General features: G+C 53.1%; 24 protein-coding genes. 11 read left to right on the top strand and 13 right to left on the bottom strand.

Annotation, left to right across the window (positions count from 1 at the left end):
• Positions 1-41: 41 nt before the first annotated feature.
• Positions 42-1,517, bottom strand: coding sequence for a glucose-6-phosphate dehydrogenase (gene zwf, locus QEN32_RS09455; protein ID WP_000301711.1), 1,476 nt, complete (start codon positions 1,515-1,517; stop codon positions 42-44).
• A gap of 341 nt (positions 1,518-1,858) precedes the next feature.
• Between zwf and QEN32_RS09450 the strand changes: the two genes are divergently transcribed.
• Together QEN32_RS09450 and pyk are read left to right on the top strand one after the other, a co-directional pair.
• On the top strand, positions 1,859-2,728 hold the full coding sequence (locus QEN32_RS09450) for a MurR/RpiR family transcriptional regulator (RefSeq protein ID WP_001056719.1): 870 nt from the start codon (positions 1,859-1,861) through the stop codon (positions 2,726-2,728).
• A 123-nt stretch (positions 2,729-2,851) separates the two neighbouring features.
• Positions 2,852-4,294, top strand: coding sequence for a pyruvate kinase (gene pyk, locus QEN32_RS09445; protein ID WP_265322381.1), 1,443 nt, complete (start codon positions 2,852-2,854; stop codon positions 4,292-4,294).
• 72 nt (positions 4,295-4,366) lie between these two features.
• Here the strand turns inward: pyk and lpxM are convergent, their stop codons facing one another.
• The 3 genes from lpxM to znuA form a co-directional block, all read right to left on the bottom strand.
• Complete coding sequence (gene lpxM, locus QEN32_RS09440; protein WP_000448401.1) at positions 4,367-5,338, bottom strand: lauroyl-Kdo(2)-lipid IV(A) myristoyltransferase; 972 nt, start codon at positions 5,336-5,338, stop codon at positions 4,367-4,369.
• A 116-nt stretch (positions 5,339-5,454) separates the two neighbouring features.
• Entirely contained in the window at positions 5,455-6,774 is a 1,320-nt protein-coding gene (mepM, locus tag QEN32_RS09435; RefSeq protein ID WP_001184028.1) for a murein DD-endopeptidase MepM, read from the bottom strand.
• A 15-nt stretch (positions 6,775-6,789) separates the two neighbouring features.
• Positions 6,790-7,734, bottom strand: a complete 945-nt coding sequence (znuA, locus tag QEN32_RS09430; RefSeq protein WP_000939597.1) for a zinc ABC transporter substrate-binding protein ZnuA — start codon at positions 7,732-7,734, stop codon at positions 6,790-6,792.
• 78 nt (positions 7,735-7,812) lie between these two features.
• On the opposite strand from znuA, the gene znuC reads away from it, so the two are divergent.
• Both znuC and znuB read left to right on the top strand, forming a co-directional pair.
• Positions 7,813-8,568, top strand: coding sequence for a zinc ABC transporter ATP-binding protein ZnuC (gene znuC / locus QEN32_RS09425; protein WP_000203023.1), 756 nt, complete (start codon positions 7,813-7,815; stop codon positions 8,566-8,568).
• Positions 8,565-9,350 (top strand): zinc ABC transporter permease subunit ZnuB, encoded by a 786-nt coding sequence (znuB, locus tag QEN32_RS09420; RefSeq protein WP_000571508.1) that lies wholly within the window; start codon positions 8,565-8,567, stop codon positions 9,348-9,350. Before znuC ends, znuB begins: the two co-directional genes overlap by 4 nt.
• A gap of 78 nt (positions 9,351-9,428) precedes the next feature.
• Here the strand turns inward: znuB and ruvB are convergent, their stop codons facing one another.
• The 3 genes from ruvB to QEN32_RS09405 all read right to left on the bottom strand — a co-directional run bounded on the left by ruvB (position 9,429) and on the right by QEN32_RS09405 (position 12,111).
• Entirely contained in the window at positions 9,429-10,439 is a 1,011-nt protein-coding gene (ruvB, locus tag QEN32_RS09415) for a Holliday junction branch migration DNA helicase RuvB (protein ID WP_000568504.1), read from the bottom strand.
• An 8-nt stretch (positions 10,440-10,447) separates the two neighbouring features.
• On the bottom strand, positions 10,448-11,059 hold the full coding sequence (ruvA, locus tag QEN32_RS09410) for a Holliday junction branch migration protein RuvA (protein ID WP_000580335.1): 612 nt from the start codon (positions 11,057-11,059) through the stop codon (positions 10,448-10,450).
• A 359-nt stretch (positions 11,060-11,418) separates the two neighbouring features.
• Positions 11,419-12,111 carry a hypothetical protein gene (locus QEN32_RS09405; protein ID WP_265322380.1) on the bottom strand — a complete coding sequence of 231 codons (693 nt, stop codon included), beginning with the start codon at positions 12,109-12,111 and terminating at the stop codon, positions 11,419-11,421.
• 209 nt (positions 12,112-12,320) lie between these two features.
• On the opposite strand from QEN32_RS09405, the gene QEN32_RS09400 reads away from it, so the two are divergent.
• A complete protein-coding gene (locus tag QEN32_RS09400; RefSeq protein WP_265322379.1) occupies positions 12,321-12,920 on the top strand; it encodes a YebB family permuted papain-like enzyme in 600 nt (199 codons plus the stop codon).
• 1 nt (position 12,921) lies between these two features.
• Here QEN32_RS09400 and ruvC read toward each other — a convergent pair whose 3' ends face one another.
• The 4 genes from ruvC to aspS all read right to left on the bottom strand — a co-directional run bounded on the left by ruvC (position 12,922) and on the right by aspS (position 16,568).
• The gene (ruvC, locus tag QEN32_RS09395; protein ID WP_023203216.1) at positions 12,922-13,443 is read right to left on the bottom strand and encodes a crossover junction endodeoxyribonuclease RuvC; all 522 of its coding nucleotides are present in this window, start codon (positions 13,441-13,443) and stop codon (positions 12,922-12,924) included.
• A gap of 36 nt (positions 13,444-13,479) precedes the next feature.
• Positions 13,480-14,220: a YebC/PmpR family DNA-binding transcriptional regulator gene (locus tag QEN32_RS09390; RefSeq protein WP_000907242.1), complete on the bottom strand. Its 741-nt coding sequence runs from the start codon at positions 14,218-14,220 to the stop codon at positions 13,480-13,482.
• 29 nt (positions 14,221-14,249) lie between these two features.
• Positions 14,250-14,702, bottom strand: a complete 453-nt coding sequence (gene nudB, locus QEN32_RS09385; RefSeq protein ID WP_000653693.1) for a dihydroneopterin triphosphate diphosphatase — start codon at positions 14,700-14,702, stop codon at positions 14,250-14,252.
• A gap of 93 nt (positions 14,703-14,795) precedes the next feature.
• On the bottom strand, positions 14,796-16,568 hold the full coding sequence (gene aspS, locus QEN32_RS09380) for an aspartate--tRNA ligase (RefSeq protein ID WP_001258633.1): 1,773 nt from the start codon (positions 16,566-16,568) through the stop codon (positions 14,796-14,798).
• A 324-nt stretch (positions 16,569-16,892) separates the two neighbouring features.
• Here aspS and QEN32_RS09375 point away from each other — a divergent pair, with 324 nt between their 5' ends.
• From QEN32_RS09375 to cmoB, 5 genes are read left to right on the top strand one after another with little or no spacing between them, the layout of a single operon-like run.
• Positions 16,893-17,459 (top strand): hydrolase, encoded by a 567-nt coding sequence (locus tag QEN32_RS09375; RefSeq protein ID WP_000916144.1) that lies wholly within the window; start codon positions 16,893-16,895, stop codon positions 17,457-17,459.
• The gene (locus tag QEN32_RS09370) at positions 17,456-18,274 is read left to right on the top strand and encodes a DUF72 domain-containing protein (RefSeq protein ID WP_280144449.1); all 819 of its coding nucleotides are present in this window, start codon (positions 17,456-17,458) and stop codon (positions 18,272-18,274) included. The genes QEN32_RS09375 and QEN32_RS09370 overlap by 4 nt, the downstream gene beginning before the upstream one ends.
• 52 nt (positions 18,275-18,326) lie before the next feature.
• Positions 18,327-18,722, top strand: coding sequence for an MAPEG family protein (locus QEN32_RS09365; protein WP_000252975.1), 396 nt, complete (start codon positions 18,327-18,329; stop codon positions 18,720-18,722).
• A 40-nt stretch (positions 18,723-18,762) separates the two neighbouring features.
• A complete protein-coding gene (gene cmoA, locus QEN32_RS09360) occupies positions 18,763-19,506 on the top strand; it encodes a carboxy-S-adenosyl-L-methionine synthase CmoA (RefSeq protein ID WP_000019607.1) in 744 nt (247 codons plus the stop codon).
• A complete protein-coding gene (cmoB, locus tag QEN32_RS09355; RefSeq protein WP_000569034.1) occupies positions 19,503-20,474 on the top strand; it encodes a tRNA 5-methoxyuridine(34)/uridine 5-oxyacetic acid(34) synthase CmoB in 972 nt (323 codons plus the stop codon). The genes cmoA and cmoB overlap by 4 nt, the downstream gene beginning before the upstream one ends.
• 235 nt (positions 20,475-20,709) lie before the next feature.
• On the opposite strand, the gene cutC is transcribed toward cmoB, so the two are convergent.
• Together cutC and QEN32_RS09345 are read right to left on the bottom strand one after the other, a co-directional pair.
• On the bottom strand, positions 20,710-21,456 hold the full coding sequence (gene cutC / locus QEN32_RS09350; protein WP_001185780.1) for a copper homeostasis protein CutC: 747 nt from the start codon (positions 21,454-21,456) through the stop codon (positions 20,710-20,712).
• 19 nt (positions 21,457-21,475) lie between these two features.
• Complete coding sequence (locus tag QEN32_RS09345) at positions 21,476-22,045, bottom strand: VOC family protein (protein ID WP_197400559.1); 570 nt, start codon at positions 22,043-22,045, stop codon at positions 21,476-21,478.
• Between the two features lie 236 nt (positions 22,046-22,281).
• On the opposite strand from QEN32_RS09345, the gene argS reads away from it, so the two are divergent.
• Positions 22,282-24,015 carry an arginine--tRNA ligase gene (gene argS, locus QEN32_RS09340; protein ID WP_076937173.1) on the top strand — a complete coding sequence of 578 codons (1,734 nt, stop codon included), beginning with the start codon at positions 22,282-22,284 and terminating at the stop codon, positions 24,013-24,015.
• Positions 24,016-24,180 lie beyond the last annotated feature (165 nt).

Raw genomic sequence — 24,180 nt, 5'->3', positions numbered from 1 at the left:
CATGTTACCGGTAAAATACCACTTGCGAGTAGGTGGTAAATTTACTCAAACTCATTCCACGAACGACCGTCACGGGTAATCATCGCCACGGACGCTACCGGTCCCCAGGTGCCCGCCTGATACGGCTTCGGCGCGTCGTTGTCCATCGCCCATGCTTCGGTAATGGAGTCCACCCACTTCCAGGCTTCTTCCACTTCGTCACGGCGGACAAACAGCGCCTGAATGCCACGCATCGTTTCCAGCAGCAGGCGCTCATATGCATCCGCCAGGTGCGTCTGATTAAAGGTCTCGGAGTAGCTCAGATCAAGCTTCGTGATCTGCAGATTATGCTTATGATCCAGCCCCGGTACTTTGTTAAGCACCTGAATATCTACGCCTTCATCCGGCTGCAGGCGAATCGTCAATTTGTTCTGCGGCAGGTCTTGCCAGGACTCTTTAAAGAGGTTCAGTTCAGGCGTCTTGAAATAAACCACGACTTCAGAGCACTTGGTTGGCAGACGCTTGCCGGTGCGCAGATAGAATGGCACGCCCGCCCAACGCCAGTTATCGATGTCGACGCGGATCGCGACGAAAGTTTCGGTGTTGCTGCTTTTATTCGCGCCCTCTTCTTCCAGATAGCCCGGCACCTTTTGCCCCTGCGCAAAGCCCGCGGTGTATTGACCACGAACCGTTTTTTCACGCACGTTGGAGCGATCAATACGGCGCAGCGATTTCAACACTTTGACTTTTTCATCGCGAATACTGTCGGCGCTCAGGTCAGACGGCGGTGACATGGCAATCATGCAGAGAATTTGCAGCAAGTGGTTCTGGATCATATCGCGCATCTGACCGGCCTGGTCAAAATATCCCCAGCGCCCTTCAATCCCCACCTCTTCCGCTACGGTAATCTCAACGTGATCGATAGTGCGGTTATCCCAGTTATTAACGAATAACGAGTTGGCAAAACGCAGCGCCAGCAGGTTGAGAACCGTTTCTTTGCCCAGATAGTGGTCGATACGGTACACCTGGCACTCTTCAAAGTATTCGCCGACCCGATCGTTAATCTCACGCGAGGTCGCCAGCGAAGTACCCAACGGTTTCTCCATCACGACACGCGCCGGTTTGGCGTTGAGTTTAGCCTCCCCTAACCCTTTGCAAATAGCGCCAAACGTGCTGGGCGGCATCGCAAAATAGTTAATGGTGGTGCGGTTTTTTTGATCCAGCATATCGCCCAGGCGACTAAACGCAGGCGTATCGTTCACGTCAAGATTACAAAAATCCAGACGGCCGCTCAGCGTATCCCACAAGCCTTCATCAATTTTTTCCTTCATGAAGGTTTCCAGCGCCTCACGCACGACGTGGGTATAAGCTTCTTTATCCCAGTCCGCGCGCCCCACCCCAATGATCCGGGTATCCGGATGGATCTGGCCGGCTTTCTCAAGCTGATACAGGGAAGGCAGCAGTTTCCGGCGCGCCAGGTCGCCTTTCGCGCCGAAAATGACCAGGTCACATGCCTGGGCTGTTTGCGTTACCGCCATGTCATTCTCCTCAGTTAATCTCCTGGTACTTTAGCCAGGATATCGTTGTAATTTTATTACACAGCACTGTACTGCTTTTACGAGATTACGGAAACCGTAAACGCCTTTTCATAGGTGAACCGGCGTTTGATTGGCAATATAATCGGCAAAACGCCTAATAAAATTGTCGCTTTTCCACACAAGCTGGAACTTAAAATCCGACGTCGGTCATGTAATGAAAAAAAACGACACCTTTTTTAGCCATTTTGCCCCCTTTGACAGCCGCCAGGAGTAATATCTAACAAAACGCGCTCGGTTTCGCGCATCATTGAAATCGCTAATACCCATGAGCCTTGCTAATCATGAATATGCTGGAAAAAGTCCAGTCTCAACTGGAACATTTAAGCAAATCTGAACGAAAAGTCGCCGATGTTATTCTGGCCGCCCCAGGCAGATCGATTCACTTAAGCATTGCCATGCTGGCCCAGGAAGCTAACGTTAGCGAGCCAACGGTGAACCGTTTCTGTCGCAGCATGAATACCCGCGGCTTTCCTGATTTTAAACTGCATCTGGCGCAAAGTCTGGCAAATGGCACCCCCTATGTTAATCGCAATGTGGATGAAGATGACAGCGTCGAGGCCTATACAGGAAAAATCTTCGAGTCCGCCATGGCCAGTCTCGACCATGTTCGTCAGTCGCTGGATAAATCGGCCGTCAACCGCGCCGTCGATTTACTGACCCAGGCAAAAAAAATCGCCTTTTTTGGTCTTGGTTCCTCCGCCGCGGTCGCGCATGACGCCATGAATAAGTTTTTTCGCTTCAATGTGCCGGTGATTTACTCCGACGATATCGTGCTGCAACGGATGAGCTGTATGAATTGTAACGATGATGACGTCGTCGTGCTCATTTCGCATACTGGCAGAACCAAGAGCCTGGTGGAACTGGCGCAGTTGGCGCGGGAAAACGATGCAATGGTGATCGCCCTGACCTCCGCTGGAACGCCGCTGGCGCGCGAAGCCACGCTGGCCATTACCCTCGACGTACCGGAAGATACAGACATTTATATGCCCATGGTCTCTCGACTTGCTCAGCTGACCGTGATAGATGTGCTGGCAACGGGATTTACTTTGCGTCGCGGGGCGAAATTCAGAGATAACTTGAAGCGTGTCAAGGAAGCGCTCAAGGAATCGCGTTTTGATAAAGAATTACTCATCAGGAGTGATGACCGCTAAAAGCAATAACAATGTTCTACCCTTTTCGTCATCCGGGGACGTTCATTTTATACCGTTAAGGTTTCAGAACGACCGGATCAATGTTCACGCAACACCAAGTTGTTTTAGTCAACGGAGTATTACATGTCCAGAAGGCTTCGCAGAACCAAAATCGTTACCACGTTAGGCCCGGCAACTGACCGCGATAACAACCTTGAGAAGGTTATCGCCGCGGGCGCAAACGTAGTACGTATGAACTTCTCTCACGGCTCGCCGGAAGATCATAAAATGCGTGCTGATAAAGTCCGTGAGATTGCCGCCAAATTGGGGCGTCATGTGGCTATTTTAGGCGACCTGCAAGGGCCAAAAATTCGCGTTTCCACTTTTAAAGAAGGCAAAGTGTTCCTCAATATCGGGGACAAATTTCTGTTAGACGCTAACCTGGGTAAAGGCGAAGGCGACAAAGAAAAAGTCGGCATTGATTACAAAGGGTTGCCGGCAGACGTCGTTCCTGGCGATATCCTGCTGCTTGACGATGGTCGAGTGCAGTTGAAAGTGCTTGAAGTCCAGGGCATGAAAGTCTTTACCGAGGTCACCGTCGGCGGTCCGCTGTCTAACAATAAAGGCATTAACAAGCTCGGCGGCGGGCTTTCTGCTGAAGCGCTGACCGAAAAAGACAAAGCCGATATTCAAACCGCTGCGCTGATAGGCGTTGACTATCTGGCCGTCTCCTTCCCGCGCTGCGGCGAAGATCTGAACTACGCACGCCGCCTGGCACGCGACGCCGGCTGCGACGCGAAAATTGTGGCTAAAGTCGAACGCGCCGAAGCGGTATGCGACCAAAGCGCCATGGACGATATCATTCTGGCCTCTGACGTTGTGATGGTCGCACGTGGCGATCTGGGCGTTGAAATCGGCGATCCGGAGCTGGTTGGTATCCAGAAAGCGCTGATTCGCCGTGCGCGTCAGCTAAACCGCGCAGTCATCACCGCAACGCAAATGATGGAGTCGATGATCACCAACCCGATGCCGACCCGTGCGGAAGTGATGGACGTAGCGAACGCCGTCCTGGATGGCACGGATGCGGTTATGCTGTCTGCCGAAACCGCAGCCGGTCAGTATCCTTCTGAAACCGTTGCCGCAATGGCGCGCGTCTGTCTGGGCGCAGAAAAAATCCCCAGCATCAATGTGTCTAAACACCGTCTCGACGTGCAGTTCGACAACGTTGAAGAAGCCATTGCCATGTCTGCGATGTATGCGGCAAACCATCTGAAAGGCGTTACCGCGATCATCACCATGACGGAATCCGGTCGTACCGCGCTAATGACTTCCCGTATCAGCTCCGGCCTGCCGATTTTCGCCATGTCGCGCCATGAACGCACGCTCAACCTGACCGCGCTCTACCGCGGAGTAACGCCGGTGCATTTTGATAGCGCGGCTGATGGCGTTGTCGCGGCGCATGAAGCTGTTAATCTGCTGCGCGATAAAGGGTATCTGGTTTCCGGTGACCTGGTTATCGTGACCCAGGGCGATGTCATGAGCACCGTCGGCTCAACCAATACCACGCGTATTTTGACCGTTGAGTAAAACTCCCCCACACCTGTTCATCAGGTAGTACAGGGTTTGTCAGCATAAAGCCTCTCTTACGAGAGGCTTTATTTATTTGATGGGATAAAGATCTTTACGCTTATACGGCTGAATCTCGCCTGGCTTGCGGGTTTTGAGCAGCTTCAGGATCCAGGTGTACTGTTCCGGATGCGGGCCGACAAAAATTTCGACCTCTTCGTTCATCCGTCTGGCGATAGTGTGGTCGTCAGCCGTGAGCAGATCGTCCATTGGCGGGCGAATCTGGATAGTCAGGCGATGCGTTTTACCATTATACACCGGGAAAAGCGGTATCACGCGTGCGCGGCACACTTTCATCAGCCGACCAATTGCAGGCAGCGTCGCTTTGTATGTCGCAAAGAAATCAACGAATTCACTATGCTCCGGGCCGTGATCCTGGTCCGGCAGGTAGTAACCCCAGTAGCCCTGACGAACAGACTGAATAAAGGGTTTAATCCCGTCATTACGCGCATGCAAACGTCCGCCGAAACGCCGACGCACTGTGTTCCAGATATAGTCAAAAACCGGATTACCCTGATTATGAAACATCGCCGCCATTTTTTGCCCCTGAGAGGCCATCAGCATGGCTGGAATGTCGACGCCCCAGCCATGCGGTACGAGAAAAATGACTTTTTCGTCGTTACGACGCATCTCCTCAATGATTTCCAGACCTTCCCAGTCAACACGCTGTTGAATTTTTTTCGGACCGCGCATCGCCAACTCAGCCATCATCGCCATTGCCTGTGGCGCGGTGGCGAACATCTCATCGACAATCGCTTCGCGCTCAGCTTCGCTACGCTGCGGAAAGCACAACGACAGATTAATTAGCGCCCGGCGACGAGAACTCTTCCCCAGCCGTCCGGCAAAACGCCCCAGCGTCGCCAGCAAAGGGTCGCGGAATGATGCCGGTGTTAATGCGATCCCCGCCATTGCCGCAGCGCCCAACCAGGCGCCCCAATACTGCGGATAGCGAAAGGATTTTTCGAATTCAGGGATATACTCACTATTATTTTTTTTGGTTTCCATGCTTTTCCAGGGTCTGCTGACGCGAAAAGGAATTGTGAATAGTGTAGCGACGTCTGCGTCTCACACAAAACAAAAAAGCCGGCACACATCGCGTACCGGCTCTGTCAGCGCATTTGTTAATCGAAGCGCAGTTGTGGCAGAACCTCTTTCACCTGTGCCAGGTATTCACGACGATCTGACCCCGTCAGACCTTCCGTGCGCGGCAATTTTGCTGTCAGAGGGTTAACGGCTTGCTGGTTTATCCATACTTCATAATGCAGATGCGGCCCTGTGGAACGCCCGGTGTTACCAGAAAGCGCAATACGATCGCCACGTTTCACTTTTTGCCCCGGTTTCACCAGCAGCTTACGCAAGTGCATGTAACGTGTGGTGTAGGTGCGTCCATGACGAATCGCAATGTAGTAACCGGCAGCGCCGCTACGTTTAGCGACCACGACCTCGCCATCCCCCACCGACAGCACCGGCGTACCCTGCGGCATCGCAAAGTCAACGCCACGATGCGGCGCAACGCGTCCGGTAACCGGGTTCAGACGACGCGGATTGAAATTGGAGGAGATGCGGAACTGTTTGGCGGTCGGGAAGCGTAAAAAGCCTTTCGCCAGGCCAACACCGTTACGGTCATAGAATTTACCGTCAGCGGCGCGAATGGCGTAGTAATCTTTACCATCGGAACGCATCCGCACGCCCAACAACTGACTCTGTTCACGCTTGCCATCCAGCATCTCGCGCGACATCAGAACCGAAAATTCATCGCCCTTTTTCAGCTTGCGAAAATCCATCTGCCACTGCATGGCTTTTATCACTGCGCTGATTTCGCTGCTGGTTAAACCGGCCTCTTTCGCGCTGGCGACAAAGCTACCCCCTACCGTACCTTTCAGCAGACTGTTGACCCAGTCCCCCTGCTGCATTTCACTGCTCATTTTAAAACCGTTGGCAGTGCGATCGTAGGTACGCGTTTCACGGCGGGAGACTTCCCATGTCAGACGCTGTAAATCGCCATCGGCGGTCAGTGTCCAGGAAAGCTGTTGGCCAATTTTCAGATTGCGCAGCTCCTTATCAGAAGCGGCAAGTCGGCTAATATCGCTCATATCGATGCCGTACTGATTCAGAATGCTGCTTAACGTATCGCCTGTGGAGACGACGTATTCATGGACGCCGACTTCGCCTGCGGTTTTATCGTCCAGCTCATCCTGAGGAATAGCTTCATCTTCCTGCGCGGCCTGATCGATGGGTTCGCTGGCCTCCGGTAAGAGGGAACGAATCTCGCTTTTCTCCAGTTCAATAGTTTTAACGATTGGTGCGGATTCTGGGTGGTAAACATAGGGCCGCCATACGGCGACGGCCAGTGTCAGAACGGTAAGTGACCCCAGCATAACGCGGTGGGGTCGGGGCAGATTATTAAATGCCAGGGCGACAGAGCGGGCTATCTGTTGCACGTATTCACTTCCTCGTTAATCTCCTTTCAGGCAGCTCGCATACTGGTTGGCTAATTGGCTTAAAAACGCTGAATAGCTTGTTTTACCCAGTTTAATGTTCGTCCCGAGGGGGTCCAGTGTTCCCATTCGAACGGATGTCCCTCTCGCCACGGCTTCCACGACCGCTGGCCTGAATTGTGGCTCAGCAAAAACGCAGGTTGCTTTTTGCTCAACCAACTGTGTTCTTATTTCATGTAAACGCTGCGCGCCAGGTTGTATCTCAGGGTTCACGGTAAAGTGACCGAGTGGGGTGAGTCCGTAGTGTTTTTCGTAGTAACCGTAGGCGTCATGAAAAACGAAATACCCTTTCCCCTTGAGCGGCGCGAGCTCGTTACCGACCTGTTTATCGGTTGCGGCTAATTGTGCCTCAAAATCCTTCAGGTTGGCGTCGAGTTTGGCTCGACTTTGCGGCATAAGTTCCACTAATTTTTCATGGATTGCAACCGCTGTAGCCCGCGCTATCTCTGGGGAGAGCCAAAGATGCATGTTATATTCGCCGTGATGGTGATGTACGTCACCTTTTTCCTCATCGGCGCCCGTATGCGCATGTTCATCCTCATCATCATCCGCGCCCTTCATGAGTAACGGTTTTACATCGGCAAGTTGCGCAATGGTAACCTGCTTATTATCAGGGATATTCCTGACCGACTTCTCCATAAAGGCTTCCATTTCCGGGCCAACCCAGACGACTAAGTCCGCGCCCTGTAAGCGTTTTACGTCTGATGGACGCAATGAATAATCATGCTCGGATGCCCCATCCGGAAGTAATACTTGCGTATCCGTAACGCCATCAGCAATGGCGGAAGCGATAAACCCAAGTGGTTTAAGCGAAGCGACAACGGCGGCGTCGGCAGCCTGGGTTGCACTCCCCCAAAGCGCGGCGGATAATGCTGCGAAAAGAAGCGTATTTTTCTGTAACATAATGCGACTAATCATCGTAATGAATGTGTGAAATGTGATATTATAACATTCTATCACTTCTGCAAGCCTAAAATTAACATGACAAGTTTAGTTTCACTGGAAAACGTCTCGGTCTCATTTGGTCAACGCCGCGTCCTCTCTGACGTGTCGCTTGAATTGAGCCCCGGAAAAATTTTAACGCTTCTCGGCCCTAACGGCGCGGGGAAGTCAACGCTTGTACGCGTGGTTTTAGGACTGGTAGCCCCTGATGAAGGGGTGATCAAGCGCAACGGGCAACTCCGTATCGGCTATGTCCCGCAAAAGCTCTATCTCGATACCACGCTTCCGCTGACGGTAAACCGGTTTTTACGTTTACGTCCCGGCACGCAAAAAACGGATATTCTCCCGGCGCTTAAACGCGTTCAGGCCGGACATTTGATTGACGCGCCCATGCAAAAACTCTCCGGCGGCGAGACACAGCGCGTACTGCTGGCGCGTGCTCTGCTTAACAGGCCGCAGTTGCTGGTACTTGATGAGCCGACGCAAGGCGTGGATGTCAACGGCCAGGTCGCGTTATACGACCTTATCGATCAGCTGCGTCGCGAACTCGATTGCGCCGTGTTGATGGTGTCACATGATCTACATCTGGTCATGGCAAAGACGGATGAAGTGTTATGCCTGAACCATCATATTTGCTGTTCCGGCGCGCCGGAAGTGGTGTCTATGCATCCGGAATTTATCTCTATGTTTGGCCCGCGAGGCGCGGAGCAATTAGGGATTTATCGCCATCATCATAATCATCGCCACGATTTACAGGGTCGTATTGTACTGCGCCGGGGAAATGGTCACTCATGATTGAATTATTACTGCCCGGCTGGCTGGCCGGGATGATGCTGGCCTGCGCCGCTGGTCCTTTGGGCTCATTTGTGGTCTGGCGTCGGATGTCCTATTTTGGCGATACGCTGGCTCACGCGTCGCTTCTGGGCGTGGCGTTTGGCCTGTTGCTGGACGTTAACCCCTTTTATGCGGTAATCGCCGTTACGCTGCTGCTGGCCGCCGGTCTGGTATGGCTGGAGAAACGCCCTCACCTCGCGATTGATACCTTACTGGGCATTATGGCGCACAGCGCCTTATCTTTAGGACTGGTCGTGGTCAGCCTGATGTCCAACGTCCGCGTTGATTTAATGGCTTATCTGTTTGGCGATTTGCTGGCCGTCACGCCGGAAGATCTTATCTCGATCGCTATTGGGGTCGTTATTGTGCTGGCCATTCTCTTCTGGCAGTGGCGCAACTTGCTGTCAATGACTATCAGTCCGGATCTTGCCTTTGTCGATGGCGTGAAGTTACAGCGCGTGAAGCTGCTATTGATGCTGGTAACGGCATTAACTATTGGCGTGGCGATGAAGTTTGTCGGAGCGCTGATCATTACGTCGCTGCTGATTATCCCCGCCGCAACCGCGCGTCGCTTTGCCCGTACGCCGGAGCAGATGGCGGGCGTCGCCGTTGGTGTAGGTATGATAGCGGTTACAGGTGGACTGACCTTCTCAGCCTTTTATGATACCCCGGCAGGGCCATCCGTAGTGCTGTGTGCCGCGCTGCTGTTTATCTTCAGTATGATGAAAAAGCAGGCAAGCTAAGCGTGTGTTGCCCGGTGGCGCTGCGCTTACCGGGCCTACAAAATCGCCCAGGTCTGATGAGCGCAGCGACTTCAGGCGCTAAGGCATCTCTGGCGGCGTGATCCCGAAATGGTTCCAGGCGCGCACCGTTGCCATACGCCCACGCGGTGTGCGCTGCAAAAAGCCTTGCTGAATCAGATACGGCTCCAGCACATCCTCAATGGTTTCACGCTCTTCGCCAATCGCCGCCGCCAGGTTATCCAGTCCCACCGGACCACCGAAGAATTTATCAATAACCGCCAGCAGCAGCTTGCGATCCATATAGTCAAACCCTTCCGCATCGACGTTCAGCATGTCCAGCGCCTGCGCGGCAATTTCCGCTGAAATAGCCCCGTCATGCTTCACCTCGGCGAAATCACGCACACGTCTGAGCAGACGGTTGGCTATACGCGGCGTACCGCGCGCCCGACGCGCCACTTCCAGCGCGCCGTCATCGCTCATCTCAAGCCCCATGTGCCTTGCGCTGCGCCCGACGATGTGCTGCAGATCGGGCACCTGGTAGAACTCCAGGCGCTGCACAATACCAAAACGGTCACGTAGCGGGGACGTTAACGACCCGGCGCGCGTCGTCGCGCCAATGAGCGTAAACGGCGGCAGATCGATCTTAATTGAACGTGCAGCAGGCCCTTCGCCAATCATAATATCCAACTGGTAATCTTCCATCGCCGGATAGAGTACCTCTTCCACCACCGGTGAAAGCCGGTGAATCTCATCAATAAACAGCACATCATGCGGTTCAAGATTGGTGAGCATAGCCGCCAGATCGCCTGCTTTTTCCAGCACCGGGCCGGACGTGGTTCGGAGATTGACGCCCATTTCATTGGCAACGATATTCGCCAGAGTCGTCTTACCTAACCCTGGCGGGCCGAAAATCAGCAAGTGATCTAGTGCGTCGCCACGCAGTTTTGCCGCCTGAATAAAGATCTCCATCTGGGAGCGCACCTGCGGTTGGCCGACATATTCCGCCAATAACTTCGGGCGAATGGCGCGATCGGCGACGTCTTCTGCGATCGTGGCGCCTGCTGAAATCAGGCGATCTGCTTCTATCATCCTTTACCTCATAACGCGGCGCGTAACGCGTCGCGAATCAGTGTTTCACTGCTTGCATCCGGACGGGCGATCTTGCTTACCATCCGACTGGCTTCTTGCGGTTTATAACCCAGCGCCACCAGCGCAGCAACTGCTTCTTGTTCTGCATCTTCCGAGGTTGGGCTGGCCGGCGACGTCAATACCAAGTCGACCGCTGGCGTAAAGAGATCGCCATGTAGCCCTTTAAAGCGGTCTTTCATTTCGACAATCAATCGTTCGGCAGTTTTCTTGCCGATACCCGGCAGCTTCACCAGCGCACCAAGCTCTTCGCGCTCAACCGCATTGACGAACTGTTGCGCCGACATGCCGGAGAGGATCGCCAGCGCCAGCTTAGGCCCGACGCCATTCGTTTTAATTAGCTCTTTAAATAGCGTGCGCTCTTGCTTATTGTTAAATCCGTACAGCAACTGCGCATCTTCACGCACCACGAAGTGGGTGAAGACGATTGCCTCCTGCCCGGCCTCCGGCAGCTCGTAAAAGCAGGTCATAGGCATATGTACTTCATAGCCTACTCCCCCTGTCTCCAGCAGCACGATCGGGGGTTGTTTTTCGAGAATAATGCCTCTGAGTCTGCCTATCACATGACGCTCCTGCGTAAAGGGCTGAAAAGATAATGCACTATCATAAAAAAAGACTGGATGTTTATCCAGATGAAAAACACGTATCCCGATATTTCTCTACTCCGAAAACCCGCGATGGTTAACGACGGGTACGCTCCCCGCTGCGTACAAAATAAGTCGTACACTCATTGACAACTTTTTGCGTCCTACGCGAATAACTTTTTGCCAACATGCCGTGGCGCACGTTCGGTAGTCTTCAATAATGAGTATCCTGATAATACTAATAATGTATCCAGTACGAATGCCAACAGCGGAACATCGGGCCTCCAAAAAAACAGACCCGAGAATAGATTTAATAATATTAACCACTAGCGCTGAATTTAATCGCATGTTGTTTTATCGTCGCGCGCAACAGATTTTAATTCGCCATGACACAATAAATATTGTACAAACTCATTTTTCATGCCATCGAAATTCACGGCTGGTATCCCTTCTGAATAACTATAATAAATATTCACATACTCTTCGCTACTAAAAAGTGCCTGTCGTTTTGCTGCTAACCCACGGCCTTTTGCTGCAATATACTGGAAGCAGTGGCCGCTGGCGCCACAGCTCCGCCCATCATCAACAATATATATATCGGCAGCGTTAAACAGCTGTTCCAGCCAGCACTGGCGAATCGTTCCGGCCGCACAAACCAAAAATAATGATGCGCTAATCATCCACCCGGATTTTTTTACTGATGTCATAGCCAGGAAAGCCATAAAGTACGCTGCCTGCAGGCACAAAACCAGTTCTTTATTCCCGGCAACCAAATGCCACTGGTTAAATACTAAGGTAATGAAAACTGAACTCAATGTTGCCAACAGTCTGGTCCTGAACCGCCTGGCAGGGAGAAGCAAAAATAATAATGAAATCGTCCCTGGCTTTAATAAAAAAACAACAGTATTAGCCTCTGCCATATCAATACTCAAACAATAACAAAAACTAATAAACAGATGAAAGATAATAGCAACAAAAATATAAGAAAAATAAAATACCCAACCTATTCTCATTGGTTTATCATCAACCACGTCATACTCCCTGTCAATATGAGAGATCAGATGATGAGAAATTTACCACCTTAATTCCCCCCCAAATATATTTGCGACATTAATTCCAATAAATGAAATATTCACCATACATATTTCGATGACACTAAGGCTTGTCATTTATCTGGTATAATGCTAACTACCCTGTAGAATAAATAAAAGGAATTTATTTCAAATAATGGAATGCAGAGATGAAAAAACATTATTCTGTCCAATATGAAACCGGGGATATCGTCTTTACCTGTATAGGTGCCGCGCTTTTCGGCCAGATATCCACCGCTTCACAGTGCTGGAGCAACCATGTTGGGATTATTATTGGTCATAATGGTGATGACTATCTGGTGGCGGAAAGTCGCGTCCCCCTCTCAACCGTCACCACGCTGTCACTGTTTATACAACGTTCAGCCGGACAACGTTACGCCGTTCGTCGCCTGTGCGGCGGCCTGACGGTCGAACAGAAACTCGCCATCATGGAACAGGTTCCCGCCCGGCTGAATAAGTTTTATCACACGGGGTTTAAATATGAGTCATCGTGCCAGTTCTGCTCGAAATTTGTGTTTGATATCTATAAAGAAGCATTATGTATTCCGGTAGGCGATATTGAGACATTCGAAGAATTACTTCACAGCAATCCTGATGCGAAACTCACCTTCTGGAAGTTCTGGTTTTTAGGTTCAATCCCGTGGGATCGTAAGACGGTGACGCCCGCCAGCCTGTGGCAACATCCCAATTTAGAATTAATTAGCGCCTGTGGAATTGAAAACCCTCAACGCGAAGCTGAGGGAGAATGATTTAGCGCAACCTTCCCCGCGCCAGATTGAGTCGGTTCTCGCTCATTTGCATCGCGTTCTGGCTGACGTGGCAATGCGTAATGGCGATAGCCAGCGCATCCGCGGCATCGGCCTGCGGGTTGGCGGGGAGCTTCAGCAACGTACGAACCATATGCTGTACCTGGCTTTTTTCCGCGCTACCAATACCGACGACGGTTTGTTTCACCTGCCGCGCCGCGTATTCAAACACGGGCAGTTCCTGGTTGACCGCGGCGACAATCGCGACGCCGCGCGCCTGTCCCAGCTTGAGGGCTGAATCGGCGTTCTTCGCCATAAACACCTGTTCGATAGCGAAATAGTCCGGCTGGAACTGCGTGATGATTTCCGTCACGCCTGCGTATATGAGCTTCAAACGAGACGGCAAATCATCGACTTTGGTGCGAATACATCCGCTGCCCAGATAGGTCAGTTGTCTGCCTACCTGGCGGATAACGCCATAACCGGTAATGCGCGAGCCGGGGTCAATACCGAGAATAATCGACACGCTATACCCCCTACCCGCCGGCGTTTAACAGCACCATTACAGGGTCGCCGCCACCTCATCAGAGATCTCACCGTTATGGTAGACTTCCTGAACATCGTCACAGTCTTCCAGCATATCGATCAGACGTAGCAGTTTCGGCGCGGTTTCCGCATCCATATCCGCTTTGGTTGACGGGATCATGGACACTTCGGCGCTGTCCGCTTTCAGACCCGCCGCTTCCAGCGCGTCACGCACTTTGCCCATCTCTTCCCAGGCAGTGTAAACATCAATCGCGCCATCATCATAGGTCACAACATCTTCCGCGCCAGCTTCCAGAGCGGCTTCCATGATGGTGTCTTCATCGCCTTTCTCAAAGGAGATGACCCCTTTCTTACTGAACAGGTACGCCACTGAGCCATCGGTACCCAGATTACCGCCGCACTTGCTGAAAGCATGACGCACTTCCGCTACGGTACGGTTACGGTTGTCACTCAGACACTCAATCATAATGGCCGTGCCGCCAGGACCATAACCTTCATAGATGATGGTTTCCATGTTTGAGTCTTCATCACCACCCACACCGCGAGCGATGGCACGGTTCAGAGTGTCGCGGGTCATGTTGTTGGCCAGCGCTTTATCTACGGCCGCGCGCAGACGCGGGTTGGCATCCGGATCGCCGCCGCCCAATTTAGCTGCCGTTACCAGTTCACGAATAATTTTAGTGAAGATTTTACCGCGCTTGGCATCTTGCGCAGCTTTACGATGTCTGGTGTTGGCCCATTTACTATGACCTGCCATAAATATTTCCTCAAAAAAAGCGCGCCTTTTCAGGCGACGTTAATGACAAACTCTTCAATCGCTTGCCGGTTACTCCAGGACTTGGTAAGCGCCGCCGCGTCAGGCGCATCAAGCCACTGGTACGTCAGATGTTCAGTGAATATCACCTGCCGCTCATGCGGTAACGCAAGGCAGAACCAGAATTCTGTATTGTGCATGACGCCCGGCGCATAGCGATGACGTAAATGTGAAAAAATTTCAAACTCCACCGTACGTTGGCAGTCGATTAAGGTCAGTTGCTCTGCCGCAACATCAATCGTGACCTCCTCTTTGACTTCACGTACGGCGGCCTGCAACGCGGTCTCCCCTTCTTCTATGCTGCCAGTCACTGACTGCCAAAAATCCGGGTCATCGCGTCGCTGCAACATTAGCACCCGTTTCGTATCCTGCGCGAAAATAACCACCAGGACCGAAACGGGGCGCTTGTACACTTTATCCTTCACGCGACCTCGTTGTTGGCTGTTGGGTGACGGATGAGACTCGCCCCTGCGGGCCGCCGCGATATCACGCGAATGATGTCGTGTACATTGTTCATATCAGTTATTCTCGGCTTTCTTTACAACCTGAATCCCCAACTCCGTCAACGCTGCCTGGTTGGCGAAACTCGGCGCTTCGGTCATCAGACACGCGGCGGCGGTCGTTTTCGGGAAGGCGATAACATCACGAATATTATCGGTGCCGGTCAACAGCATGGTCAGACGGTCCAGACCAAACGCCAGGCCCGCATGCGGCGGCGTACCGTATTTCAACGCATCCAACAGGAAGCCGAACTTCTCGCGCTGCTCCTGCTCATTGATACCGAGAATACCAAATACGGTTTGCTGCATTTCACCGTTGTGAATACGCACCGAACCGCCGCCCACTTCATAGCCGTTAATCACCATATCGTAAGCGTTAGCGACGGCTTCTTCCGGCGCAGTTTTCAGTTCAGACGCCGTCATGTCACGCGGGGCGGTGAACGGATGGTGCATCGCGGTCAGACCGCCTTCGCCGTCGTCTTCGAACATCGGGAAGTCAATCACCCACAGCGGCGCCCATTTGTCTTCGTCGGTCAGGCTCAGGTCTTTGCCCAGTTTCAGACGCAGCGCGCCCAGCGCATCAGCAACCACTTTTTTGTTATCTGCGCCGAAGAAGATCATGTCGCCGTCCTGCGCGCCGGTACGTTCAAGGATAGCCTCGACGATGTCGGCGGTCAGGAACTTGGCCACCGGACTGTTAATCCCGTCCAGACCTTTCGCGCGCTCGTTAACTTTGATATACGCCAGTCCTTTCGCGCCGTAGATCTTAACAAAGTTACCGTAATCGTCGATCTGCTTACGGCTAAGCTGTGCGCCGCCAGGCACACGCAGCGCTGCCACGCGGCCTTTCGGATCGTTAGCCGGGCCCGCGAAGACCGCGAACTCTACCGATTTCAGCAGGTCAGCGACATCTACCAGTTCCATCGGGTTACGCAGGTCTGGCTTGTCGGAACCGTAGCGACGTTCCGCTTCGGCAAACGTCATGACCGGGAAATCCCCCAGATCCACGCCTTTCACTTCCAGCCACAAATGGCGCACCAGCGCTTCCATCACTTCGCGCACCTGTGGCGCGGTCATGAAGGAGGTCTCGACGTCGATCTGAGTAAACTCCGGCTGACGGTCAGCACGTAAGTCTTCATCACGGAAGCATTTGACTATCTGATAGTAACGGTCGAAACCGGACATCATCAGGAGCTGTTTGAACAGCTGCGGCGACTGCGGCAGCGCGTAGAATTTACCTTTGTGCACGCGCGAAGGCACCAGATAGTCGCGCGCGCCTTCCGGCGTGGCTTTGGTCAGCATCGGCGTTTCAATATCAAGGAAACCGTGATCGTCCATAAAACGACGCACCAGGCTGGTAATTTTGGCGCGAGTTTTCAGGCGCTGCGCCATTTCCGGACGACGCAAATCCAGATAGCGGTACTTGAGACGCGCCTCTTCGGTATTAACGTGGTTAGCGTCAAGCGGCAGTGAGTCTGCGCGGTTGATGATAGTGAGAGAGGACGCCAGCACTTCAATTTCGCCGGTCGCCATATCCGCATTGACGTTTTTCGCGTCACGCGCACGCACGGTGCCCGTAACCTGAATGCAGAACTCATTACGCAGTTCAGAGGCCAGCTTTAACGCGTCCGCACGATCCGGATCGAAGAACACCTGCACAATACCTTCGCGGTCGCGCATATCGATAAAGATCAGGCTGCCAAGATCACGACGACGGTTGACCCAACCACACAGAGTCACCTGCTGCCCCACGTGGGACAGACGTAGCTGTCCGCAATATTCTGTACGCATGAGATATCCCTTAACTTAGCCGCAGGCGGATTGTTGCCTGCCATGCAGGCGACGAAGTCGCAGCTTTAGCTGTATGTCACAACTGGATGAAAAAAGGCGGCTATTATACTGGAAATTCTGCCGCACGATAAGAGTCAATCCAGCATGGGAGCGATAACTTGCCCGTTTCATGCGGTATCGACGCCTGGTTCATACTGACTGTACCCGGCTTTTTCACGCGGGTATTGCGTATGCTCACAAAAATTAACAATATTTGTCGCCGCTTTCCTCTTTAATCGCGCTTAAGGTGTAATGAAATCCGCTATTTTTAGGAGAGTGATTATCATGCTGAAACTCAACGCGACCACAACCGCCCTGGTGGTTATTGATTTACAGGAAGGAATTCTTCCGTTTGCCGGCGGCCCGTATACGGCAAATGAGGTGGTCGCCCGCGCCGCGCGGCTGGCGGAAAAGTGTCGCGCCAACGGCTCGCCCGTGGTTATGGTACGCGTTGGATGGTCTGATGATTATGCCGAAGCGTTAAAACAGCCGGTGGATGCCGCAACGCCTGCGCACGCGTTGCCGGAAAACTGGTGGACCTGGCCTACGGCATTGGGTAAAAAGGACAGCGATCTGGAAGTGACTAAACGCCAGTGGGGCGCGTTTTACGGCACCGACCTGGAATTACAGCTTCGCCGCCGGGGTATCGACACCATCATATTGTGCGGAATCTCAACCAATATCGGCGTCGAATCCACAGCGCGTAACGCCTGGGAGTTGGGATTTAACCTTATTATTGCCGAAGATGCCTGTAGCGCCGCCAGCAGTGAGCAGCATCAGAGCAGTATGACGCATATTTTCCCGCGCATTGGCCGGGTACGCAGCGTAGAGGATATTTTAAACGCCTTATGATCTACATTGGCTTGCCGCAATGGTCGCACCCGAAATGGGCGCGGCTCGGCATCACCAGTCTGGAAGAGTATGCCCGCCACTTTAACTGCGTGGAGGGCAACACCACGCTTTACGCGCTGCCGAAAGCGGAAATTGTCGATCGCTGGTATGCGCAAACTACGGACGATTTCCGTTTTTGCTTTAAATTTCCCGCCACCATTTCTCACCAGGCCGCGCTGCGCCATTGCGACGATCTGGTACAGGCGTTTTTTACCCGCCTGGCGCCGCTGGAAACGCGTATTGGCCAATACTGGCTGCAGCTGCCCGCCACCTTTGGACCGCGCGATCTCCCCGCCTTATGGCAGTTTCTTGATGCGCTCCCCGCCACGTTTACCTATGGCGTAGAAGTTCGTCATCGGTGTTTTTTTGACAAAGGTGAGGATGAACAGCGGCTCAATCGCGGGTTACACGCGCGCGGCGTAAACCGCGTGATCCTGGATAGTCGTCCGGTACATGCCGCCCATCCCCACAGCGAAGCCGTCCGCGACGCGCAGCGAAAAAAACCCAAAGTCCCGGTACATGCGGTCGTGACGGCCAGCCATCCGATGGTGCGTTTTATCGGTAGCGATAATATGGCGCAAAACCGTGAGTTTTTCGCCGCCTGGTTGCAGAAACTCCCGCAGTGGCGGCAGACCACCACGCCTTTTCTGTTTTTACATACTCCGGATATCGCGCAGGCGCCGGAACTGGTGAATACGCTTTGGCATGATTTACGCAGCGTCTTACCGGAAATCGGCACTGCTCCGTCCATTCCACAGCAATCTTCTCTTTTCTGAAAATGCCCCCTATCATAGACAGTGCCATCAGCCATTTTAAAAGGGAGTTTGTATGGTAAGCGCGCTGTATGCCGTTTTGGGTGCGTTATTATTAATGAAGTTCTCTTTTAATGTCGTTCGCTTGCGAATGCAGTACCGTGTCGCCTATGGCGACGGCGGTTTTAGCGAATTGCAAAGCGCCATCCGTATTCATGGCAACGCGGTGGAATATATTCCTGTCGCGCTGGTGCTGCTGCTGTTTATGGAAATGAACGGCGCCGAAACGTGGATGGTGCATATCTGCGGCATCATTTTAATCGCCGGTCGGCTGATGCATTATTACGGTTTTCACCACCGCCTGTTCCGCTGGCGGCGGGCGGGGATGAGCGCGACCTGGTGCGCATTGTTGCTGATGGTGCTGGCAAACCTGTGGTATATGCCCTGGGAGTTGGTTTTCTCCCTGTATTAGCGCACAATATGCGCCTTTATTTTTCCCGGATGTATACGTTATGTCTCACCGCGACACGCTTTTTTCTGCGCCTATCGCCCGTCTCGGCGACTGGACTTTTGATGAACGAGTAGCCGAAGTTTTCCCCGACATGATTCAGCGTTCGGTACCAGGCTACTCCAACATCATCTCCATGATCGGCATGTTGGCTGAACGCTTTGTGCAGCCGAACACGCAGGTCTACGATCTGGGCTGCTCGCTGGGCGCCGCGACGCTGTCTGTTCGGCGTAATATCCGCCATGAGCATTGTCGCATTATCGCCGTCGATAACTCCCCGGCCATGATTGAACGCTGCCGCCGTCATATTGATGCGTATAAAGCGCCTACGCCGGTTGAAGTCGTTGAAGGCGATATCCGCGATATCACTATTGAAAACGCCTCGATGGTGGTGCTGAATTTTACCCTGCAATTCCTTGAACCTGCCGAACGCCAGGCATTGCTGGATAAGATTTACCTGGGGTTGAATCCCGGCGGCGCGCTGGTACTGTCGGAAAAATTTAGCTTTGAAGACGCGAAAGTGGGCGAGCTGTTATTCAACATGCACCACGATTTTAAACGCGCGAATGGGTACAGCGAACTGGAGATCAGCCAGAAGCGCAGTATGCTGGAAAACGTGATGCTCACCGACTCGGTGGAAACACATAAAGCGCGCCTGCGTAAGGCGGGTTTCGAACACAGTGAACTGTGGTTCCAGTGCTTTAATTTCGGGTCGCTTGTCGCGTTAAAAGCCGGAGTTGCCGCATGATCGAGTTTGGTAATTTTTATCAGCTCATTGCTAAAAATCATCTCTCCCACTGGCTGGAAACATTGCCCGCGCAGATTGCCGCCTGGCAACGCGAGCAGCAGCATGGCTTGTTTAAACAGTGGTCGAACGCGGTAGAATTTTTACCGGAAATGACGCCCTGGCGGCTGGATTTACTGCACAGCGTCACGGCGGAAAGCGAAACGCCGCTCAGCGAAGGTCAGCTAAAGCGTATTGATACATTGCTGCGTAATCTGATGCCGTGGCGTAAAGGCCCGTTCTCGCTTTATGGCGTAGATATTGATACCGAATGGCGCTCAGACTGGAAGTGGGATCGCGTACTGCCGCATCTGTCAGATTTAACCGGCCGGACGATCCTTGATGTCGGCTGCGGCAGCGGCTATCACCTGTGGCGGATGATTGGCGCGGGCGCACATCTGGCGGTCGGCATCGATCCTACACAGCTTTTCCTCTGCCAGTTTGAGGCGGTGCGTAAACTGTTGGGTAACGATCAGCGCGCGCATCTGCTGCCGTTGGGCATTGAACAACTCCCGGCGCTGAAAGCATTTGATACCGTCTTCTCGATGGGGGTGCTTTATCACCGTCGCTCGCCGCTGGAACATCTGTGGCAGTTAAAAGATCAGTTGGTCAACGAGGGTGAACTGGTACTGGAAACGCTGGTCATCGACGGCGACGAAAATACCGTACTGGTGCCGGGTGACCGCTACGCGCAGATGCGTAACGTCTATTTTATTCCTTCCGCGCCGGCATTAAAAAAATGGCTGGAAAAATGCGGCTTTATTGACGTGCGTATCGCCGATGTCTGCGTCACTACCACCGAAGAGCAGCGCCGTACCGAATGGATGGTTACCGAGTCGCTGGCCGATTTTCTTGACCCGAACGATCGCAGCAAGACGGTGGAAGGCTATCCCGCCCCGCAGCGCGCGGTGCTGATTGCGCGTAAACCGTGATGGATTGTCGAATGATCGTTACGTATAGCACCGTTTCTCCAAAATAGTTCAAGTTGCAGCAAGGCGGCAACGCAGCAAATCCCCGGGAACGTAGGTAGTTACGTGACCGGGGTGCGCGAGGCGGCCAACGCTGCTGCGGCTTGAAATATGAAGGAGAAAAAAAGGCCCCTGTTGAATTGGCAGGGGCCTGGTACGAGCAAGCATCATATTGGGCGACATGATGCAACGGTAAAAATCATTTGGCCTGATGGCGAACAATGATTCCTTTCATTTCAGCGACCGCCGCACCCTCTACTCTATAGCGAGAATACTCGTCCGCCTGTATATCGGCAGACATCGATAACCCCTGATTGCGATAGCGCATCGGCGAAGGCAGTAAGACTCCGGCGGAACTGTGTACTTCCCGTACTCCGGCATCGAGGAAATTCTGCAGGTTATTTGCACGAACCCCCGCACCAGCCATAATGGTTGGAGCATCCCCCTGGGCAATAAGTTCCATAATTATTGATAAACCTTGCGCCGCATCGGCTTTTTGTCCGGAAGTCAGTACTCTTGCTACGCCTGCGTCAGCCAGATTCTTTAGCGCATTGAAGGGATTAGCGCACATATCGAAGGCGCGGTGGAATGTCACCGCCAGCGGCCCGGCCGCCGCCATTATTTTTTCCATTCGCGACATATCGACATCCCCATCAACGGTCAACACGCCAGTCACCAGCCCGGGAAAACCCAACTCTCTGACGAGGCGAATATCTTCCAGCATGGCGGCAAATTCGCCGTCAGTGTAATAAAAATCCCCGCCGCGAGGACGAATAATCGGATGTACGGGAATCGTAATATGCTCGCGCACGCTGCGTAAGACGCCCAGCGAAGGCGTAAGCCCGCCTTCTTTCGGCGCGGCGCACAGTTCGATACGATCCGCGCCGTTTCGCTGCGCGGTGAGCGCGCATTCCATGCTGTAACAACAGATCTCAAGTAACGCCATATTCACTCCGTTCGGCAGGTTAATGGGCCGCCTGTTCGCTGGCGACAATCGCTTCAATCGACCATGGATGAAATTTTACCGTGACGCGGCCATCGGTCACAGCCAGCGTAGGGTTTGGCAAACGTTCATGCTCGCCCTGTGGCGAACTGGTTTTAACCACGATCCCCGGCTGACTAAGCCCCTCATCCGACAACAACGCCAGGGCCCTCGCGTTCAAGGTCTCCGGCTCGCCGGGCAGCACGATTTCAATATGCTCCCACCCTTCGTGTGGATAGCGTTTTTCTCCCGGCCACGGTAATTCAATAACAAAAAACCGCCAGTGTTCCACACATACCGGTTCATGCAGTTTAAACAGACAAATCGGCCTGCCGTTGATGATATTTTCCGACAGTAGCTCGCCGCATTGTTCAAAACCGCGACGCCAACGCTCCGCCGTCGTATTCTGGTGACAGCGCAATGAAATGTGATCGGCCTCAAGGGTGCTAATCTGCAGACCAAGGCGAGTGGAAAGTTCTCTGAACGCCAGAGTGAATCGCGGTAAATCTGCGGAAATATCATGCAGTTCATCAATGTGTTGCCAGTTCGCCATATCAGGACGCTCTTCTTGCTGTGAAAACCGCTAATTTACGCTGTTGCGCCCCGGCAACCAACCTTTGATTTGATTGGGCGTTTATTGAATGCTTATGCAGATTATTGTTGCGTATATTTCAGGCGACGCGCCGCTCGCGCAATGCTGACGCCAACGGGCATTTGCAGTATACTCCCGCCCTAATTCTTAAACTGGCGCGGGCAATACAGCCCGCTTCATAAACGTAAGGTATTCCGGTGAATATTCAGGCTCTTCTCTCAGAAAAAGTTAGTCAGGCCATGATTGCTGCAGGCGCGCCTGCAGATTGCGAGCCCCAGGTTCGTCAGTCAGCCAAAGTTCAGTTCGGCGACTATCAGGCCAACGGCATGATGGCAGTTGCGAAAAAACTGGGTATGGCCCCCCGACAACTTGCAGAGCAGGTGCTGACTCATCTGGATCTCAGCGGCATCGCCAGCAAGGTTGAAATCGCCGGCCCTGGCTTTATCAATATTTTCCTCGAACCGGCTTTTCTCGCTGAACAGGTGCAACAGGCGCTGGCCTCCGATCGTCTGGGCGTTTCTCAGCCGACTCGTCAGACGATTGTCGTCGACTACTCCGCGCCCAACGTCGCGAAAGAGATGCACGTCGGTCATCTACGCTCCACGATTATCGGCGATGCGGCAGTACGCACGCTGGAGTTTCTGGGCCATCATGTTATTCGCGCTAACCACGTCGGCGACTGGGGCACCCAGTTCGGTATGCTTATCGCCTGGCTGGAAAAACAGCAGCAGGAAAACGCGGGCGACATGGCGCTGGCGGATCTCGAAGGATTTTACCGCGATGCGAAAAAGCATTATGACGAAGATGAAGCGTTTGCCGAGCGCGCGCGTAACTACGTCGTCAAATTGCAGAGCGGTGATACCTATTTCCGTGAGATGTGGCGTAAGCTGGTTGATATCACGATGACGCAAAACCAGATCACCTATGATCGCCTGAACGTCACTCTGACGCGTGACGATGTGATGGGCGAAAGTCTGTATAATCCGATGCTGCCGGGCATTGTCGCCGATCTGAAAGCCAAAGGCCTGGCGGTTGAAAGCGAAGGCGCAACGGTGGTTTTCCTTGATGAGTTTAAAAACAAGGAAGGCGACCCGATGGGCGTCATTATTCAGAAGAAAGATGGCGGTTATCTGTATACCACTACCGATATCGCCTGCGCCAAATACCGTTACGAAACGCTGCACGCCGACCGCGTGCTCTACTACATTGACTCCCGTCAGCACCAGCACCTGATGCAAGCCTGGACCATTGTGCGCAAAGCCGGTTATGTACCGGATTCCGTTCCGCTGGAACACCACATGTTCGGCATGATGTTGGGTAAAGACGGTAAACCGTTTAAAACTCGCGCGGGCGGTACGGTGAAACTGGCGGACCTGCTGGATGAGGCGCTGGAGCGCGCGCGTCGTCTGGTGGCGGAGAAGAACCCGGATATGCCGGCTGACGAGCTGGAAAAACTGGCTAACGCCGTCGGTATTGGCGCGGTGAAATACGCCGATCTGTCAAAAAACCGCACCACTGACTATATCTTCGACTGGGATAATATGTTGGCTTTCGAAGGCAATACAGCTCCTTATATGCAGTATGCCTATACGCGTGTGCTGTCTGTTTTCCGTAAAGCGGACATCGACGAGCAGGCGCTGGCGAGCGCGCCGGTTATCATTAGCGAAGATCGCGAAGCGCAACTCGCTGCCCGTCTGCTGCAGTTTGAAGAAACCCTGACGGTGGTCGCGCGTGAAGGTACGCCGCACGTCATGTGCTCGTATCTGTATGACGTCGCCGGGCTGTTCTCCGGCTTCTACGAGCACTGCCCTATTCTCAGCGCCGAGAATGACGCGGTTCGCAATAGCCGCCTAAAACTGGCGCAACTGACGGCGAAGACGCTGAAACTGGGTCTGGATACGTTGGGTATCGAAACCGTAGAACGCATGTAAACGCGCCGTCGTTAACATCATCAGGCCTGACTCCGGGTAACGGACTCAGGCCTTTTTATTGCCACAGCGGTATATCTGTAACAAATCACAAGGAATGACACATTTCTATAGAGAGATGGAACATCTTTTACCTGTGCTGGCGCTGACCGCCCCGTATCATTAGGC

Origin of the sequence: Salmonella sp. SA14318 (genome assembly GCF_029866905.1) — a bacterium.
In the GTDB taxonomy this organism is placed as follows: Bacteria; Pseudomonadota; Gammaproteobacteria; order Enterobacterales; family Enterobacteriaceae; genus Salmonella; species Salmonella enterica.
This window is presented reverse-complemented; position numbering and strand designations above follow the sequence as displayed.

Excerpts from the sequence above, each read along its gene's own strand:
- zwf (WP_000301711.1), bottom strand. The coding sequence starts at position 1,517 with ATGGCGGTAACGCAAACAGCCCAGGCATGTGACCTGGTCATTTTCGGC.
- QEN32_RS09450 (WP_001056719.1), top strand. The coding sequence starts at position 1,859 with ATGAATATGCTGGAAAAAGTCCAGTCTCAACTGGAACATTTAAGCAAA.
- pyk (WP_265322381.1), top strand. The coding sequence starts at position 2,852 with ATGTCCAGAAGGCTTCGCAGAACCAAAATCGTTACCACGTTAGGCCCG.
- lpxM (WP_000448401.1), bottom strand. The coding sequence starts at position 5,338 with ATGGAAACCAAAAAAAATAATAGTGAGTATATCCCTGAATTCGAAAAA.
- znuA (WP_000939597.1), bottom strand. The coding sequence starts at position 7,734 with ATGTTACAGAAAAATACGCTTCTTTTCGCAGCATTATCCGCCGCGCTT.
- znuC (WP_000203023.1), top strand. The coding sequence starts at position 7,813 with ATGACAAGTTTAGTTTCACTGGAAAACGTCTCGGTCTCATTTGGTCAA.
- znuB (WP_000571508.1), top strand. The coding sequence starts at position 8,565 with ATGATTGAATTATTACTGCCCGGCTGGCTGGCCGGGATGATGCTGGCC.
- ruvB (WP_000568504.1), bottom strand. The coding sequence starts at position 10,439 with ATGATAGAAGCAGATCGCCTGATTTCAGCAGGCGCCACGATCGCAGAA.
- QEN32_RS09400 (WP_265322379.1), top strand. The coding sequence starts at position 12,321 with ATGAAAAAACATTATTCTGTCCAATATGAAACCGGGGATATCGTCTTT.
- QEN32_RS09390 (WP_000907242.1), bottom strand. The coding sequence starts at position 14,220 with ATGGCAGGTCATAGTAAATGGGCCAACACCAGACATCGTAAAGCTGCG.
- aspS (WP_001258633.1), bottom strand. The coding sequence starts at position 16,568 with ATGCGTACAGAATATTGCGGACAGCTACGTCTGTCCCACGTGGGGCAG.
- QEN32_RS09375 (WP_000916144.1), top strand. The coding sequence starts at position 16,893 with ATGCTGAAACTCAACGCGACCACAACCGCCCTGGTGGTTATTGATTTA.
- QEN32_RS09370 (WP_280144449.1), top strand. The coding sequence starts at position 17,456 with ATGATCTACATTGGCTTGCCGCAATGGTCGCACCCGAAATGGGCGCGG.
- QEN32_RS09365 (WP_000252975.1), top strand. The coding sequence starts at position 18,327 with ATGGTAAGCGCGCTGTATGCCGTTTTGGGTGCGTTATTATTAATGAAG.
- cmoA (WP_000019607.1), top strand. The coding sequence starts at position 18,763 with ATGTCTCACCGCGACACGCTTTTTTCTGCGCCTATCGCCCGTCTCGGC.
- cmoB (WP_000569034.1), top strand. The coding sequence starts at position 19,503 with ATGATCGAGTTTGGTAATTTTTATCAGCTCATTGCTAAAAATCATCTC.
- cutC (WP_001185780.1), bottom strand. The coding sequence starts at position 21,456 with ATGGCGTTACTTGAGATCTGTTGTTACAGCATGGAATGCGCGCTCACC.
- QEN32_RS09345 (WP_197400559.1), bottom strand. The coding sequence starts at position 22,045 with ATGGCGAACTGGCAACACATTGATGAACTGCATGATATTTCCGCAGAT.